This window comes from Nonomuraea phyllanthi, assembly GCF_006334985.2.
GTDB lineage: Bacteria > Actinomycetota > Actinomycetes > Streptosporangiales > Streptosporangiaceae > Nonomuraea > Nonomuraea phyllanthi.
This window is the reverse complement of sequence record NZ_VDLX02000015.1, coordinates 211,988-226,537: the sequence shown is the minus strand read 5'-3', so window position 1 is coordinate 226,537 and position 14,550 is coordinate 211,988. Positions and strand designations below refer to the sequence as shown.

Sequence of the window (14,550 nt, the reverse complement as noted above, 5' to 3'; positions counted from 1 at the left end):
GCCTCGATCGAGGCCCCCGTCGCCGTTCAGGGGCCCTGACAGGGCGGAAACTCGCCCGTAACGCCTTGTTCTCGAGGAAGGAATGGTCTAGATGTAGACCAAATAGAGCGTCCTCCGCGCCCCCCAGGGAGACCTCAATGACCACTGAAGAGGATTCCAGGCGACTCGCCGAGCTCGGCTACAAGCAGGAGCTGGCCCGGACCTGGAGCGGATTCTCGAACTTCGCCATCTCCTTCTCGATCATCTCCATCCTCGCCGGCTGCTTCACCACGTTCGGGCAGGCCTGGAACAACGGCGGTCCCATCGCGATCTCGTGGGGCTGGCCGCTGATCTCCCTGTTCATCCTGATCATCGGGTTCTGCATGTCGGAGCTGGTGTCGGCGTACCCGACGGCGGGCGGCATCTACTGGTGGGCCGCCACCCTGGGCAAGCCGATCCACGGCTGGTTCACCGGCTGGCTCAACCTGATCGGCCTCATCGCCGTCACCGCGTCGGTCGACTACGGCTGCGCCACGTTCCTCAACATCACCCTCACCCGGCTCACCGCCGGCGCGTGGGAGGGCACGCTGCCGCAGGCGTTCCTGCTGTTCGTGCTCGTCCTCGCGGCGCACGCGCTGATCAACGTCTACAGCCACAAGCTCATCGCGCTGCTGCAGAACGTCTCCGTGTGGTGGCACGTCGTGGGCGCGGCCATCGTGATCGCCATCCTGATCTTCGCGCCTGACCACCACCAGACGCTCGGCTTCGTCTTCGGCGGCACCAACGACAACTCCGGCTTCGACACCAATGCCGAAGGGGTGCCCTTCTGGCTGTACGTGCTCCCGCTCGGCTTCCTGCTCACCCAGTACACGATCACCGGCTTCGACGCCTGCGCGCACGTGTCGGAGGAGACCCAGGGCGCGGCCAGGAGCGCGGCCCGCGGGCTCTGGCAGTCGATCTTCTACTCGGCGATCGGCGGCTGGATCCTGCTGCTGTCGTTCCTGTTCGCGGCCACCAACGTGGACGAGATCAACAAGCAGTCCGGCTTCGTGGGGGCCATCTTCGAGACCGCCCTGTCGTCCGGCTGGGCCACGGCGATCTTCGCGATCTCCACGATCGGCCAGTTCTTCTGCGGCATGAGCTGCGTGACGTCGATGTCGCGCATGACGTACGCGTTCTCCCGCGACGGCGCGGTGCCCGGCTGGCGGGCCTGGTCGAAGGTCGACCGCAACCGCACCCCGGTCAACGCGATCATCGCCGGCTGCGTCGTGGCCGCCCTCATCACCCTGCCCGCCCTCTACGCCCCTCCCGGGCTGACCACGCCGGTCGCCTTCTACGCCGTCGTGTCGATCGCGGTCATCGGGCTCTACCTGGCCTTCCTCATCCCGATCTGGCTCCGGCTGCGCATGGGCGACGCCTTCAAGCCGGGGCCGTGGACGCTCGGCAGGAAGTACAAGGCGCTGTGCTGGATCGCCTGCGTCGAGATCGTCGTCGTGTCGATCTACTTCATCATGCCGTTCACGCCGGCGGGCGTGCCGGGCAACAAGGACTTCGCCTGGACCTCGGTCAACTACGCGCCGATCGCGGTAGGCGTGGTGCTGATCGGCATCGCCCTGTGGTGGGGGCTGTCGGCCAAGCACTGGTTCAAGGGCCCTCGCCGCACGATCGACGACGTCCCCGTCGCCTGAAGGCCGCGGGCACGGCCGGCCGGGGCCGTGCCCGCCACGGTCGAGCCTGCCGGGGTCGTGCTCGCCGGTCCGTTCCGGACCGGCTCAGGAGGCCTCGAAAGCGGCGGACACCGCCGCGCGGACCTCGCCCATCGAGGCCGTGCCGAGCTCGCGCTTGAGCGAGGTCATGTCCACGTCGGGCATCCCGCACGCGACCGCCCAGTCCCACGGCGTCAGGTCGCCGTCGACGTTGAGCGCGAACCCGTGGCTCGTGACGCCCCGGCTCTGCCGCATGCCGATCGAAATGATCTTGCGGTCGGTCTCGGTGGTCCAGACGCCGGTCAGCAGCTCCGAGCCCGGCGGCGTGTCGCGCCGCTCGGCCGGCAGCCCCAGCTTGCCCAGCGCCTCGACCAGCCGCAACTCAACCTCGCGCACGTAGTCGACGATGCCCTGGTCCTGGTCCAGCTTGACGATGAGGTAGCCGACGAGCTGGCCCGGCCCGTGGTAGGTGAGCTGGCCGCCGCGCCCGGTCTCCATGACGGGGATGCCGCGCGAGGGGTCGGGCAGGTGGGCCATCGGGGTGCGGCGGCCGATCGTGTAGACGGGGGGGTGGCTGAGCAGCCACAGCGTGTCGGGGCGGGCGTCCTGCTGGCGCTCGCCGACCATGGCGGTCATGCGCTCCATCGCCACGTCGTACGCGACGAGATCGTCCTGGATGAGTGTCAGCGGCCTTGCCCTCATCCTTCGAGGATAAGCCGCATCCCGGGCACCGGCGCACGGGGGCTGGTACCTGTCCCCGCCCGGGCCCGCCACCCGCGCGAGCCGCACGACGGCTACGGCTTCCTCTTCGCTGACGCGAGTCACCCTTGTAACCCTTTTTCCGCTTCTTACCAAGCAGGGGCGTGAAACGACGAAGGGAGCATGGCCGTGCGTCGCAAACAGGCGAAGATCGCCACAGATCCCGTGGCATTCGAGGCCTTCTACCGGCGGCACGTCGACGCGGTCACCCGCTTCCTGTCCCGCCGGGTCGACGACCCGCACACCGTCGCCGACCTGGTGGCTGAGGTGTTCGTGGCGGTGCTCGACTCCGCCCACACCTACCGCGCCGACCTGGGCGCGGAGATCGCCTGGCTGTACGGCGTGGCGAGGAAGACCATCTCGGCCGAGCGGCGGCGGGCGTACAAGCAGTACCAGCTGACCGACCGGGTGAGCGGGCGGCGGACGCTGCACGACGACGACGTCGCCAGGCTCGAGGAGCGGATCGACGCGGAGCGGCCCGCGAGGCGGGCCTTCGAGGCCATGGCCGACCTGCCCGAGGGAGAGCGCGCCGTGCTGGAGCTCGTCGTCATCGACCAGCTCACGGTCACGGAGGCGGCGCACGCCCTCGGCATCCGGCCGGGCACCGCCAAGGTACGCCTCCACCGCGCGCGCCGGACCCTGCGCGACCTGCCCTTCGTCATGGACGGAGCACCACGATGAGATTCGAGGAGCAACTGCTGATGGAGCTCAAGGAAGAAGTGGGCGCGCGGGCCGAACGGCGGCGCCGCGCCACCCGCCGGCTGTTCGCCGGGGGCGCGGTGGCCGCGCTGGCCGCCGCGGCGGCGGTCGCGGTCCCGCTGCTGACCGGGTCGGAGCCGCCCGCGTACGCGGTCAGCAAGGCCGGCGACGGCACGATCAGGGTCGAGATCAAGGAGTTCAGGGACGCCGACCAGCTGGAGCGGGACCTGAGGCAGGCGGGCGTCAGCACCGACGTCACCTACCTCGAGTACGGGACCAGGTGCGAGGACGACAGGGGCCGGATCGTCGGGGGCGCCGAGTCCGTCGCCACCCATGACGCGTTCCGCGACTCCGCCTCCGCCAAGGCCGCCCGTCCCTCGGGCGCCGGGGTGGACATCCACCCCGAGTTCGTCGGCCAGGGCCGGACGCTGGTGCTGGACTTCTCCGAGAACCCGGCCTGGACCCCTGGTGCGCCGACCGTCCGCTGGCAGTACCGGGCCCGCGTGATCGAGGGTCAGGTCAAGCCCTGCGTCGTCGTCGACGACCCGGACGCGGCCGCGAGCGGTTCGTAGGGGCAGCCGCTCTCGTCAGTCTGGGATCAGCAGGCCGTCCGCCCGGCGGGCGGCCTGCCGTCGTGCCGCGGCGGCCCGGCCGGGCCGGCTACGCCGCACGGTAGCCCTTCGGCTCCTCCGGGATGAGGATCCACATGGCGACGTAGACGACCCAGAGCGGCCCCGGGATGAGCGACAGCAGCAGCCAGAGGATCCGGACGAGGGTGGGCGGCAGGCCCATCTTGTCGGCGAGCCCGCCGCAGACGCCGGCCAGAATCCTGTGCTCTCGTGAGCGGTACATGGTGTGTCCTCCTGTGTGACGACCTACCCGTGCAACGAACGGTCAGGCCGGGGGACTCCCGTCAGGGACCCTGAGAAAACCCTGTAAGGGTCAGCCATTCGCGGGCCATGCCCAGATGGCGGCTGGTCAGGCCCCTCGCGGGATCCACGTGGATGAGCAGGAAATTCTCCAGACCCTGACTGCCCCTGAGATACTCCTCGTCCTCCGCCCACACCTGGTCGTCGAACCAGACGAACGGCCGCCGCCCCGCGTACGCGGCCACGTGCGGGGTCTTGAACATCTCCCCGCGCTCGGACGGCACGTCGGGGTCGAGGGGGATGACGGGCAGCGTGGGCAGGCCGATCCTGGGGGCGATCCACTCGTTGGCGTGGTGTTCCCAGGTCGTCGCCCAGACCAGTTCGGAGCCGGTCGCCAGGGCCAGTTCGAGCAGCCGGCGGCCGTGCCGGGGGTTGAGGTGCACGACGTACACCTCGGAGCCGATCGTGCAGCGGTAGCTCCTGAAGTCGGGGGTGATCCGCCCCATCGGGTTGAGCACGCCGTCGACGTCCAGCAGCAGCAGAGGTTTCATCCGGCGCGGTACTCCTGGGGACTCATGCCCCGTACCCGCTTGAAGGCGGCGCTGAGCGCGAACGGGCTGCCGTACCCCACCTTCCTCGCCACCGACCCGATCGTGGCGTCCGGCTCGCGCAGCAGGTCGGCGGCGAGCGCCAGGCGCCAGTCCGTGAGGAAGGCCATCGGCGGCTCGCCGACCAGCTCGGTGAAGCGCCTGGCCAGCGACGCCCTGGAGACGCCGGCCTGGGACGCGAGGGCGGCGACCGTCCAGGGGTGGGCCGGGTTGTGCTGCATCAGGCGCATGGCCCGCCCCACCACCGGGTCGCCCATCGCGCGGTACCAGCCCGGCGCCCGGCTCGCGTGGGCGGCGAACCAGGAGCGCAGCACCGTGATGAGCAGCAGGTCGAGCAGCCGGTCGAGGACCGCCTCCTGGCCGGGCTCGTCCCTGGCGATCTCGGCGCCGAGCAGCGAGATGACCGGGTCGCCCGGCTGCGTGAGCAGCGGCGGCAGCGCCTCCAGCAGCCGCCTGCTGACCTCGCCCTCCAGGTTGTACGTGCCGGTGAGCACCACCGTGCTCCCCGCGGGGTCGTTGCCCCACGTCCGCACGCCGAGGTCCATCTCGTCGTGCAGCGACCGCCCGTCGGGCGTCGCGCAGCGCTGGCCGGGGTGGATGACGATCTGCGGCGCCAGCCCGGGATCCGAGGCCACCGTGTACGGCTCAGGCCCCCGGCTGATCGCGACCTCGCCCGGCGCGAGGCGTACGGGCTCGGCGTCGTCGGGCACGATCCACGACTCCCCGCGCACCTGGGCGATCAACGACAGCGGGGCCTCGTCCTGAATCCGCAGCGACCAGGGCGGATGGAGGATCGACCGGAGCAGGAAGGCGCCACGGGCCCGCGGGCCGTCGAGCAACGCCGCGAGGTGATCCATGGGGTAGACGATTGCATATGCCTATGCGCTTCTCAACCATGGAGAGTCTTATGCGTATGGCGGCTTACTGGACACATGACAATTTTGGTGCTGGGCGGCACGGGCAAGACCGGCCGCCGTGTGGCTGACCGGCTGACCGCTCTCGACCTGCCCGTGCGCATCGGGTCCAGGCCGCTCTTCGACTGGCAGGACCGCGCGACGTGGCCGGCGGCGCTCGACGGCGTGACGGCCGTCTACCTCTCCTACTACCCCGACCTCGCCTTCCCCGGCGCGTACGACGACATCAAGGCGTTCACCGAGCTGGCCGTGCGCGGCGGCGTGCGGCGGCTGGTCCTGCTGTCCGGGCGGGGCGAGCCTGAGGCGCAGGCCAGCGAGCGGACCGTCCAGGAGTCGGGCGCCGAGTGGACGGTGGTCCGCTGCAGCTGGTTCATGCAGAACTTCAGCGAGAGCTTCCTGCTGGAGCCGGTGCTCGAAGGCGTCGTGGCGCTCCCGGCCCCCGACGTGCCCGAGCCGTTCGTGGACGCGGAGGACATCGCGGACGTGGCCGCGGCCGCGCTCAGCCAGGACGGCCACGCCGGCAAGGTGTACGAGCTGACCGGGCCGAGGCTGCTGACGTTCGCCCAGGTCGCCGCCGAGCTGTCGAAGGCGACGGGCAGGCCGATCGCGTTCGTCCGGGTGACGCCGGAGGAGTACGTGGCCGCCGCCGTCGCGCAGGGCCTGCCCCGGGAGGAGGCCGAGGGCCTGGCCGCGCTGTTCACCGGCATCCTGGACGGCCGCAACGCCCACGTGGCGGACGGCGTGCGGCAGGCGCTCGGCCGCCCGGCCCGCGACTTCGCCGACTACGCCGCCGCCAACGCCGCGATCTGGAAGTCCTGACTCGTAACCGTCCGGACACGCGACGTTAACGATCGCCGGCCCCCGGCATCCGCTAGCCTCACCTCGTCAGTGCCGGGTGCTGGGAAGGTGTCGTCGTGATCGGCTGGCTCGAAGCGGTGGTTCTGGGGTTGGTCCAAGGGCTCACGGAGTTCCTGCCGATCTCCTCCAGCGCCCACATCCGGGTGGTCTCCGCCCTCGCCGGCTGGCAGGACCCGGGGGCGGCGTTCACGGCGGTCATCCAGCTCGGCACGGAGGCCGCCGTGCTGATCTACTTCCGCCAGGAGATCTGGGAGATCGTCTCCACCTGGGTGCGCTCCCTGTTCGTCAAGGAGCTGCGCACCCACTGGGCCGCCCGCATGGGCTGGTACGTCATCGTCGGCTCGATCCCCATCGGCGTGCTCGGCCTGGTGTTCAAGGACCAGATCGAGACCGTCTTCCGCGACCTGCGCCTGGTGGGCACGACGCTGATCGTGTTCGGCTGCATCCTCTGGTTCGCCGACCGCACCGCCCGCAACAAGCTCACGCTGGAGAAGCACCTGAACTTCACGCACGCCCTCGTGTACGGCTGCGCCCAGGCGCTCGCCCTCATCCCCGGCGTGTCGCGCTCGGGCGGCACCATCACCGCCGGCCTGCTGCTCGACTACCGGCGCGAGGACGCGGCCAAATACTCGTTCCTGCTGGCCATCCCGGCCGTGCTGTCGTCGGGGCTGCTGGAGGTGGCCCAGATCGGCGAGGGCCCGGCGCCCGCCTGGGGGCCGACGATCCTGGCCACGGCCATCTCGTTCGTCATCGGCTACGCGGCGGTGGCCTGGTTCCTGCGCTACATCAGCCACCACCGCTTCACCGGCTTCGTGATCTATCGCATCCTGCTCGGCCTTTTCGTGATCTTCGCGGTCTCCCTGGGCAAGATCCCGGCCATGGGGTGACACCGTCTACCCCACGGGCACGGTCTCCTCGGCGGTGATCCGCGCCGGGCGGTAGGTGGCCAGCGTGAACAGCAGTCCCAGGAGTCCGAGCGCCGTGGAGAACACGATCACGCCGGTCCTGCCGTACCAGTCGAGCGCCGCGCCGCCGGCCAGCCCGGCCACGAAGATGCCGATGTACTGCGCGGACGACAGCAGCCCGAGGCCGATCGACACGTTGCCGGGCACGACGCCGACGATCCTGAACTGCTGGGCGGGGGCCACCAGCCAGCCGAGCGCCCCCCACAGGAACGCCCACACCAGGGCGACCGGCAGGGCGAGGTTCGCGACGGGGATGAGGACCAGGAACGCGGTGCTCGATGCCAGGGCGATCAGCACCATCCTGCGCGGCCCGTACCGGTCGGTGAAGCGCCCGCCGAGCTGGTTGCCGACGATGCCGCCCAGCCCCCACGCCCACAGCAGGGCGGGCAGCGGCAGGTCGAAGAGCGAGCCGATATAGGTGTACGCGGCGAACGCCCCGCCGAACATCAGCAGCTGGGTCGTCAGCACCGACAGCACCCGGCGGTCGCCCAGCGGCGCGAGCCGCTCGCGCAGCCGTCCCGACGCCGGGATGCGGACCGCGGGCACGGTGGCCGCGACGCCCACGAGCCCGATCACGCCCAGCGCCACCACCAGCCAGATCGTGGCCCGCCAGCTGGAGGCCGCGCCGAGCCAGGTGCCCAGCGGCACGCCGATGGCGGATGAGACGGACAATCCGCCCATGACCAGCGCGAGCGCACGCCCGCGCCGCTCGGGCTCGGTGAGCGCGTTCGCCACGGCCGAGGCGGTCGGGGTGAACATCGCGGCCCCCGCCGCCGCGATCACCCGGGTGGCCATGACCAGCGGGTACGTTGGAGCCAGCGCGGTCAGCAGGTTGCCCAGCACGAACACGCTCATGGCGATCAGCAGCAGGTTCCGCCGCGACAGGCGGGCGGTGAGGGCGGCGAGCAGGGGCGACAGCACCGCGTAGGCCAGCGCGAACACGGTCATGAGCTGTCCCGCCGCCGACGACGAGATCCCGAGGTCCGCCGAGATGGGCGCCAGGAGCCCGGCGGTCACGAACATGCCCGTACCGATCGCGAAATTTCCGACAGCAAGCGGGTAGAGCCGCGAATTCATGCAACCTCCAAAGTTTGACCCCCATCAAACTGTCGTAAGGTTGGATGGATGTCAAACAATAAACCGGAGGTAGGGTTTGACCATGCGCCTGCTCCCGCACCCCGAGACGGAGGACATCGAGCTCACCGAGGTCCTGCGGGCGCTGTCCGACCCCGTGCGCCTGGAGATCGTCGTACGCCTCGCCCTCGGCGGCGAGATGACGTGCGGAAACGCGGGCGGCGAGCTCGGCGTGCACAAGTCGACCGCCTCACACCACTACCGCACGCTGCGCGAGGCCGGCGTCGTCCTCTCCAAGCAGGAGGGCCGGCTGGTCTACATGAGCCTGCGCCGCGACGACCTCGAGTCCCGCTTCCCCGGCCTGCTCGACTCGGTGCTCGCCGCCGCCGAGCGCCCGCCGGTCGGCCTGCCCTGATGCCGCTCGACGCGCTGCCCATCCGGCACGTCCTGCCCGAGCTGCTCGCCGTCCTCGACCGGCACGGCAGCGGCGTGCTCACCGCCCCTCCCGGCACCGGCAAGACCACGGTGGTGCCCCTGGCACTGGCCGAGGAGGGCCTGCGGGTGCTGGTGGCCGAGCCGCGCCGCCTGGCCGTGCGCGCGGCGGCCCGGCGGATGGGCGTGAGCTACACCATCAGGGGCGAGCGGCACACCGGCGCCAACCCCATGGTCGAGGTCGTCACGACCGGCGTGCTGCTCCAGCGCCTCCAGCGGGACCAGGAGCTGGCCGGGGTCGACGCGGTCGTGCTCGACGAGTGCCACGAACGCCACCTCGACGCCGACACCGCCCTGGCCTTCCTCCTCGACGTACGCGACACGCTCCGGCCCGACCTGCGCCTGCTGGCCACGTCCGCCACCGCCGACGCCGGGCCGTGGTCCCGGCTGCTCGGCGGGCCCGTCGTCGCCGCCGCCGGAGCCGCCCACCCGGTCGAGACCGTGTGGGCGCCGCCCGCCCGCCCGGTCGCCCCGCCCCACGGCCTGCGCGTCGACCCGGCGCTGCTCTCGCACGTGGCCTCGGTGGTGCGCAGGGCGCTGGCCGAGCGCGACGGCGACGTGCTCTGCTTCCTCCCCGGCGTGGGCGAGATCGCCAAGGTCGCGGGGATGCTGGACGGCGTCGAGGTGCTGCAGGTGCACGGCCAGGCCCCGGCCCACGTCCAGGACGCCGTGCTCGCCCCCGGCCGGGCCAGGAGGGTGGTGCTGGCCACGTCCGTCGCCGAGTCGAGCCTGACCGTCCCGGGAGTGCGCGTGGTGGTCGACTCGGGGCTGGCCCGCGAGCCGCGCACCGACCACGCCCGCGGCCTCGGCTCCCTCACCACGGTCAGGGTCTCCAAGGCCTCGGCCGGCCAGCGCGCCGGCCGGGCCGGGCGCGAGGCGCCGGGGACGGTCTACCGGTGCTGGCCGTCGGCCGAGCACGAGCGGCTGGCCGACCACGCCCGGCCGGAGATCGTGCTCGCCGACCTGACCGGGTTCGCGTTGCAGGCCGCCTGCTGGGGCACGCCCGACGCCTCCGGCCTGGCCCTGCTCGACCCGCCCCCGCCCGCGGCGATGGCCGCCGCCGCCCGCACGCTCGAGACGCTGGGCGCGATCGACGGCGCCCGGGTGACCGCGCGGGGGCGCCGCATGGCGCTCGCGGGCGTGCATCCCCGCCTGGCCAGGGCCCTGCTCGATCTCGGCCCGGCCGCCGCCGAGGTGGTGGCGCTGCTGTCGGAGCAGCTGCCCCGGGACGCGAGCGACGATCTGGTGGAGGTGTGGCGTACGGCCCGGCGGGGCGGCACCGGCTTCGCCGCCCGCTGGCGCCAGGAGACCGGCCGCCTCCGCCGCACCGCCGCGCAGGCTTCTTCGCAGGACCGCCCCGTGCCCGGTGACGCGGCGGCCGGGGAGGCGGTGGCGCTGGCGTTCCCGGAGCGGGTGGCGCGCCGGCGGGGCGGCGGCTACCTGATGGCCTCCGGCACCCAGGCCCGGCTCCCCGAGGGTTCCCGGCTGCACACCGCCGAGTGGCTGGCCATCGCCGTCGCCGACCGCCCCACGGGCTCGGCGTCGGCCCGCATCAGACAGGCCGTCGCCATCGACGAGGAGACCGCCAGGCGGGCCCACCCCGTCACCGTCCAGGACGAGGTCACCTGGCACGTCCCGCCCGGCGAGCGTCGCGGCGACGTGCTGGCCCGCACCGTCGAGCGGCTGGGCGCGATCGAGCTGTCCGCCACCCCGCTCAAGGACGCCGACGTACGCGCGGCCGTCCTGCACGGGCTGCGCACCGAGCCCGACGTCCTGATCTGGACGAGAGCGGCCAGAGAGCTGAGAGACCGCCTGGCCTTCTGCCACCGCGCCCTCGGCGATCCCTGGCCGCCCATGGACGCCCTGGTCGACCTGGCCGACCGGTGGCTGGAGCCCGAGCTGTCCAGGGCCCGCCGCCGCGCCGACCTGGAGCGCATCGACGTGGCCGCCGCCCTGAAACGCCTCGTCCCGTGGAGCGGGCGCCTGGAGGTGGCCGCCCCCGAACGCATCGAGGTGCCGAGCGGCTCCCGCGTCCGCGTCGACTACTCGGGCGAGCAGCCGGTGCTCGCGGTCAAGCTGCAGGAGCTGTTCGGCTGGCAGGAGACGCCCGAGATCTCCGGCGTGCCCGTCCTGGTGCACCTGCTGTCCCCGGCGGGCCGCCCGGTGGCCGTCACCGCGGACCTGGCGTCGTTCTGGCGGGAGGGCTACCGTTCCGTACGCGCGGAGCTGCGCGGCCGCTACCCCAAGCACCCGTGGCCGGAAGACCCGCTGACCGCCGCACCCACCCGACGGACGAAGGCGAGCAGGACATGACGAGCGTCGCGATCGCCGCCCGCGACAACGCCGGATGGTGCGACACGATGTGCCGCGCGCACGGCCTCCCCGGCACGTTCGGCCCGCGAGCCTGGACCAACCCCGCCAGGACCCCCACCCTCTACCCCGACGCCGTCACCCTCTCGCCCGACGCGACGGCGGCCGACGTGCTCCCCCACATCGATTCCGGCCCCGGCGCGTCGGTCAAGGACAGCTTCGCCACGCTCGACCTGCCGGGCTTCGAGGTGCTGTTCGAGGCGCAGTGGATCTTCCGCGCCCCGCCGGAGCCGCGACCGGCCGCGATCGCCTGGGAGGCCGTCAAGGACGCCGAGACCCTGCGCGACTGGGAGCAGGCGTGCTTCGCGGGCGGCGTCAGCGGTCTGTTCCCGCCGGCGCTGCTGGAGGAGGTCACGATCGTCTGCGGCCGGATCGAGGGCGACATCGTGTGCGGCTCGGTGCTCTCGCCCCGTGACGAGGTCGTGGGCGTCTCCAACGTGTTCGCGTCCGGCTGCGACATGGGCACCGCCTGGGAGGGCACGCTGTCCATGGCGGCCGGGCTCTTCCCCGGGCGCCCGCTGGTGGGCTGGGAGATCGACCCGGCGGACGCCGTGCGCCAGGGCTTCACCACGATCGGCCCGCTACGCGTCTGGAGCAAGATCGCCTAGGGTCGGCTCGGCCACGACGGGGAACCGCTCGGCCCCCACCCCCACGTCCTTGAACCCGCTCGACGTGGCGACGCACACCACGGGCCCGTCGAAGTCTTGTCCCAGCCTGCGGTATCCGGCCAGCCCGGCCGCGCCCGACAGCTCCTGCCACAGCCCCTGCCGGGCCAGGTCACGCTGCGCCAGCCGGAGCTCGTCGTCGCTCACGAGCAGCGCCTCGCCGCCGCTGTCGCGCACGGCCACCACGCCCCGGTGCCCGCCGACGGGACCGGCGATGCCGTACGCGTCGCTGGCGCCGAGCTCCACGATCGCGGCAGGGGCACCGGTGGCCAGCGCCCGCGCGTGCGGCCCGCCCGCGGCCGTCTCGCAGGAGAACATCCGCGGCACGCTCGCGGCCAGCCCCAGCAGGCGCAGCTCCACGAACCCCTTCCACACCCCGTAGAGCAGCTCGGCGTAGCCGGTGGGCGTGAAGACGGCCGCCGGAACCCGCCCGAGCTGCAGGAACAGCTCGTACGCGATGGTCTTGTAGCCCTCGGGCCCGAACGGGTGCCCGGTGTGCGTCACGGTCTGGTTGCTGACCGGGTGGTAGCCGAGCCGGTCGACGACCTCCCGCAGCAGCGGCCACCGCTTCTCGACGGGCACCGACATGACCGTGGCCCCGTACGCGCGCACGAAGGACTGCGCGGCGGGCGGCGAGTCGGCGGAGGTCAGCACGATCGCGGGCAGCCCGGCCCGGGCCGCGTAGGCGGCGGCCGAGGCGCCGTGGTTGCCGGAGGAGGCCACGACCACGCCCGGCGCGCCCGCGGCGACCGCGGCGCTGACCGCGACCCGGTTGAGCCGATCCTTGTGCGACCAGGTCGGGTTGCGGGACTCGTCCTTGATGTGGACCCCGTCGAACTCCACCAGCGGCGTCCCGCCCTCCCCCAGCGTGGGGGCCTCCAGCGGCGGCAGCAGCGGCGACCACCGCGCGATGTCCGCGCCCGGCTCCTGCTCGAACAGGCGCGTGTCCACCCGCGCGTAGTCGTAGGTGACATCGAGGGGATAGGCGATCTCGCCGGTGCTGGTCTCGGGACAGCCCCGCGTCAGCGGCGGGAACAGCGGGAACTCGATCACGGGATCGCCCAGCGAGCGCTGGCGGAGGGCGAGCGATGGTCCATTCACGCGCAATGACCCTATCGGGGCGGGCGAGCAGCATGCAGACTCTAGTCATGTTGTGGGCAGGCAGGTCCGCTGTCGAGATCGCGACGGCCGTCCGGCGTGGGGACGTCACGGCCACGACCGTCGTCGAGGAGCACCTTCACGCCATCTCGGAGCGGGATTCCAGGGTTGGGGCGTTCCGGCTGGTGAGAGAGCGGGCCGTGGAGGAGGCGCGGGCCCTGCAGAAGCGGCGCGACCTGGCGGAGCTACCGCTCGCCGGGGTGCCGGTCGCGGTGAAGGACAACCTGGAGGTGGCGGGCGAGGCCACCCGCGGCGGGTCGGGAGCCACGGCCGACACGCCCGCGCCGCGCGACCACGAGACGGTGGCGCGCCTGCGGGCGGCGGGGGCCGTGGTCGTCGGCCTGACCAACCTGCCCGAGCTGGGGCTCGTCGCGGTCGGCGACAGCGCGTACGGCATCGTCCGCAACCCCTGGAACCCGGCGCGCACGGCGGGCGGCTCGTCGGCCGGCAGCGCCGCGGCCGTGGCGGCCGGGATGGTGCCGATCGCGCTGGGCAACGACGGCATGGGCTCGCTGCGCATCCCTGCGGCCTGCTGCGGCGTGCTGGCCGTCAAGCCGGGCCCCGGGCTCGTGCCGCCGCCCACCGACGACTGGGACCGGCTGACGGAGAACGGCCCCCTGGCGACGACCGCGCCCGACCTGGCGCTGGCGCTGTCCGTGCTGGCCGCCGACCCGGCGCTGGCCGAGGCGTGGCACGGCGGGCGGCGCGTCGAGCCGCGCCCGCCCATGCTCCGCTCGGTCTGGGCGGACGACGACGAGATCTGGGAGCCGCAGCCGCCACAGGACAGCCCCGAGCCGTTCGACCTGCGGATCGCCTTCGCACCGCAGCCGCTGCCCGGCGGGCTGAGCGTCGACAAGGAGTTCCAGGCCGCGGTGCGCGCGGCGGCCGAGACGCTGCGCGTGGCCGGGCACACCGTGGTCGAGCACGGCGCCAAGCTGCCCACCTGGCTCGGCCCCGCCACGGTCGCCACCTGGCTCACCCGCGCCGCCGCCTCGACGGCCGGCCTCGACCGGGGCCGGCTCGAACGCCGCACCCGCGCCCTGGCCCGCGCCGGGCGGGTGCTGGCCGCGCTCAAGCTGGACGGCGTGCGCGGCCGGGAGCGCTGGAGCGGCTACGGGGCCGACCAGTGGTTCGGCGACGCGGACGCGCTCATCACGCCCGCGCTGGCGAGCGTCCCGCCGAAGGCCGACCGCTGGGGCCGGCGCGGTCTCGTCCGCAACGCGCTCGTCAACATCACGTACGCGCCCGCCACCGGCCCGTGGAACATGTGCGGCTGGCCCGCCATCGCCGTGCCCCTGGCCACGCACTCCAGCGCGCTGCCCATCGGCGTCCAGATCGTGGCGCCGCCCGGCGGCGAGCCGCACCTCCTCGGCCTCGCCGCCCAGCTCCAGGCGGCCCACCCCCCGATCAGGCCGCCCGGCTACACCTTCTGAA

General features: G+C 72.8%; 15 protein-coding genes. 9 read left to right on the top strand and 6 right to left on the bottom strand.

What is annotated here, in order from left to right:
* Positions 1–137: 137 nt before the first annotated feature.
* Positions 138–1,667 (top strand): amino acid permease, encoded by a 1,530-nt coding sequence (locus tag FH608_RS34855; protein ID WP_139634621.1) that lies wholly within the window; start codon positions 138–140, stop codon positions 1,665–1,667.
* Between the two features lie 84 nt (positions 1,668–1,751).
* On the opposite strand, the gene lipB is transcribed toward FH608_RS34855, so the two are convergent.
* Positions 1,752–2,387 carry a lipoyl(octanoyl) transferase LipB gene (gene lipB, locus FH608_RS34850; protein WP_139634620.1) on the bottom strand — a complete coding sequence of 212 codons (636 nt, stop codon included), beginning with the start codon at positions 2,385–2,387 and terminating at the stop codon, positions 1,752–1,754.
* Positions 2,388–2,573: 186 nt separating this feature from the next.
* Here lipB and FH608_RS34845 point away from each other — a divergent pair, with 186 nt between their 5' ends.
* Both FH608_RS34845 and FH608_RS34840 read left to right on the top strand, forming a co-directional pair.
* Positions 2,574–3,125: an RNA polymerase sigma factor gene (locus FH608_RS34845; protein WP_226900160.1), complete on the top strand. Its 552-nt coding sequence runs from the start codon at positions 2,574–2,576 to the stop codon at positions 3,123–3,125.
* Positions 3,122–3,715 carry a hypothetical protein gene (locus FH608_RS34840; protein WP_139634618.1) on the top strand — a complete coding sequence of 198 codons (594 nt, stop codon included), beginning with the start codon at positions 3,122–3,124 and terminating at the stop codon, positions 3,713–3,715. Before FH608_RS34845 ends, FH608_RS34840 begins: the two co-directional genes overlap by 4 nt.
* Before the next feature lie 88 nt (positions 3,716–3,803).
* On the opposite strand, the gene FH608_RS34835 is transcribed toward FH608_RS34840, so the two are convergent.
* The 3 genes from FH608_RS34835 to FH608_RS34825 form a co-directional block, all read right to left on the bottom strand.
* Positions 3,804–3,995, bottom strand: coding sequence for a PspC domain-containing protein (locus FH608_RS34835; RefSeq protein ID WP_139634617.1), 192 nt, complete (start codon positions 3,993–3,995; stop codon positions 3,804–3,806).
* A gap of 61 nt (positions 3,996–4,056) precedes the next feature.
* The gene (locus tag FH608_RS34830; protein ID WP_193318801.1) at positions 4,057–4,563 is read right to left on the bottom strand and encodes an HAD domain-containing protein; all 507 of its coding nucleotides are present in this window, start codon (positions 4,561–4,563) and stop codon (positions 4,057–4,059) included.
* On the bottom strand, positions 4,560–5,477 hold the full coding sequence (locus FH608_RS34825) for an AraC family transcriptional regulator (RefSeq protein WP_139634616.1): 918 nt from the start codon (positions 5,475–5,477) through the stop codon (positions 4,560–4,562). Before FH608_RS34825 ends, FH608_RS34830 begins: the two co-directional genes overlap by 4 nt.
* A gap of 75 nt (positions 5,478–5,552) precedes the next feature.
* On the opposite strand from FH608_RS34825, the gene FH608_RS34820 reads away from it, so the two are divergent.
* Both FH608_RS34820 and FH608_RS34815 read left to right on the top strand, forming a co-directional pair.
* Positions 5,553–6,353 carry an NmrA family NAD(P)-binding protein gene (locus FH608_RS34820; protein WP_139634615.1) on the top strand — a complete coding sequence of 267 codons (801 nt, stop codon included), beginning with the start codon at positions 5,553–5,555 and terminating at the stop codon, positions 6,351–6,353.
* A gap of 95 nt (positions 6,354–6,448) precedes the next feature.
* Complete coding sequence (locus FH608_RS34815; RefSeq protein ID WP_139634614.1) at positions 6,449–7,279, top strand: undecaprenyl-diphosphate phosphatase; 831 nt, start codon at positions 6,449–6,451, stop codon at positions 7,277–7,279.
* Between the two features lie 6 nt (positions 7,280–7,285).
* On the opposite strand, the gene FH608_RS34810 is transcribed toward FH608_RS34815, so the two are convergent.
* The gene (locus FH608_RS34810; RefSeq protein ID WP_139634613.1) at positions 7,286–8,434 is read right to left on the bottom strand and encodes an MFS transporter; all 1,149 of its coding nucleotides are present in this window, start codon (positions 8,432–8,434) and stop codon (positions 7,286–7,288) included.
* 82 nt (positions 8,435–8,516) lie between these two features.
* On the opposite strand from FH608_RS34810, the gene FH608_RS34805 reads away from it, so the two are divergent.
* Genes FH608_RS34805 through FH608_RS34795 form a run of 3 tightly spaced genes read left to right on the top strand, consistent with a single transcriptional unit; the run spans position 8,517 to position 11,901 of the window.
* A complete protein-coding gene (locus tag FH608_RS34805; protein ID WP_139634612.1) occupies positions 8,517–8,846 on the top strand; it encodes an ArsR/SmtB family transcription factor in 330 nt (109 codons plus the stop codon).
* A complete protein-coding gene (gene hrpB, locus FH608_RS34800) occupies positions 8,846–11,236 on the top strand; it encodes an ATP-dependent helicase HrpB (RefSeq protein ID WP_139634611.1) in 2,391 nt (796 codons plus the stop codon). The genes FH608_RS34805 and hrpB overlap by 1 nt, the downstream gene beginning before the upstream one ends.
* Positions 11,233–11,901, top strand: coding sequence for a hypothetical protein (locus tag FH608_RS34795; protein ID WP_139634610.1), 669 nt, complete (start codon positions 11,233–11,235; stop codon positions 11,899–11,901). The genes hrpB and FH608_RS34795 overlap by 4 nt, the downstream gene beginning before the upstream one ends.
* Here FH608_RS34795 and FH608_RS34790 read toward each other — a convergent pair.
* Positions 11,875–13,059 carry a threonine synthase gene (locus tag FH608_RS34790; RefSeq protein ID WP_139634609.1) on the bottom strand — a complete coding sequence of 395 codons (1,185 nt, stop codon included), beginning with the start codon at positions 13,057–13,059 and terminating at the stop codon, positions 11,875–11,877. The genes FH608_RS34795 and FH608_RS34790 overlap by 27 nt on opposite strands.
* 47 nt (positions 13,060–13,106) lie before the next feature.
* Between FH608_RS34790 and FH608_RS34785 the strand changes: the two genes are divergently transcribed.
* Positions 13,107–14,549, top strand: coding sequence for an amidase (locus FH608_RS34785; RefSeq protein WP_139634608.1), 1,443 nt, complete (start codon positions 13,107–13,109; stop codon positions 14,547–14,549).
* The last annotated feature ends 1 nt before the right edge of the window (position 14,550 follow it).

Excerpts from the sequence above, each read along its gene's own strand:
- FH608_RS34855 (WP_139634621.1), top strand. The coding sequence starts at position 138 with ATGACCACTGAAGAGGATTCCAGGCGACTCGCCGAGCTCGGCTACAAG.
- lipB (WP_139634620.1), bottom strand. The coding sequence starts at position 2,387 with ATGAGGGCAAGGCCGCTGACACTCATCCAGGACGATCTCGTCGCGTAC.
- FH608_RS34840 (WP_139634618.1), top strand. The coding sequence starts at position 3,122 with ATGAGATTCGAGGAGCAACTGCTGATGGAGCTCAAGGAAGAAGTGGGC.
- FH608_RS34835 (WP_139634617.1), bottom strand. The coding sequence starts at position 3,995 with ATGTACCGCTCACGAGAGCACAGGATTCTGGCCGGCGTCTGCGGCGGG.
- FH608_RS34830 (WP_193318801.1), bottom strand. The coding sequence starts at position 4,563 with ATGAAACCTCTGCTGCTGCTGGACGTCGACGGCGTGCTCAACCCGATG.
- FH608_RS34825 (WP_139634616.1), bottom strand. The coding sequence starts at position 5,477 with ATGGATCACCTCGCGGCGTTGCTCGACGGCCCGCGGGCCCGTGGCGCC.
- FH608_RS34820 (WP_139634615.1), top strand. The coding sequence starts at position 5,553 with ATGACAATTTTGGTGCTGGGCGGCACGGGCAAGACCGGCCGCCGTGTG.
- FH608_RS34810 (WP_139634613.1), bottom strand. The coding sequence starts at position 8,434 with ATGAATTCGCGGCTCTACCCGCTTGCTGTCGGAAATTTCGCGATCGGT.
- FH608_RS34805 (WP_139634612.1), top strand. The coding sequence starts at position 8,517 with ATGCGCCTGCTCCCGCACCCCGAGACGGAGGACATCGAGCTCACCGAG.
- hrpB (WP_139634611.1), top strand. The coding sequence starts at position 8,846 with ATGCCGCTCGACGCGCTGCCCATCCGGCACGTCCTGCCCGAGCTGCTC.
- FH608_RS34795 (WP_139634610.1), top strand. The coding sequence starts at position 11,233 with ATGACGAGCGTCGCGATCGCCGCCCGCGACAACGCCGGATGGTGCGAC.
- FH608_RS34785 (WP_139634608.1), top strand. The coding sequence starts at position 13,107 with ATGTTGTGGGCAGGCAGGTCCGCTGTCGAGATCGCGACGGCCGTCCGG.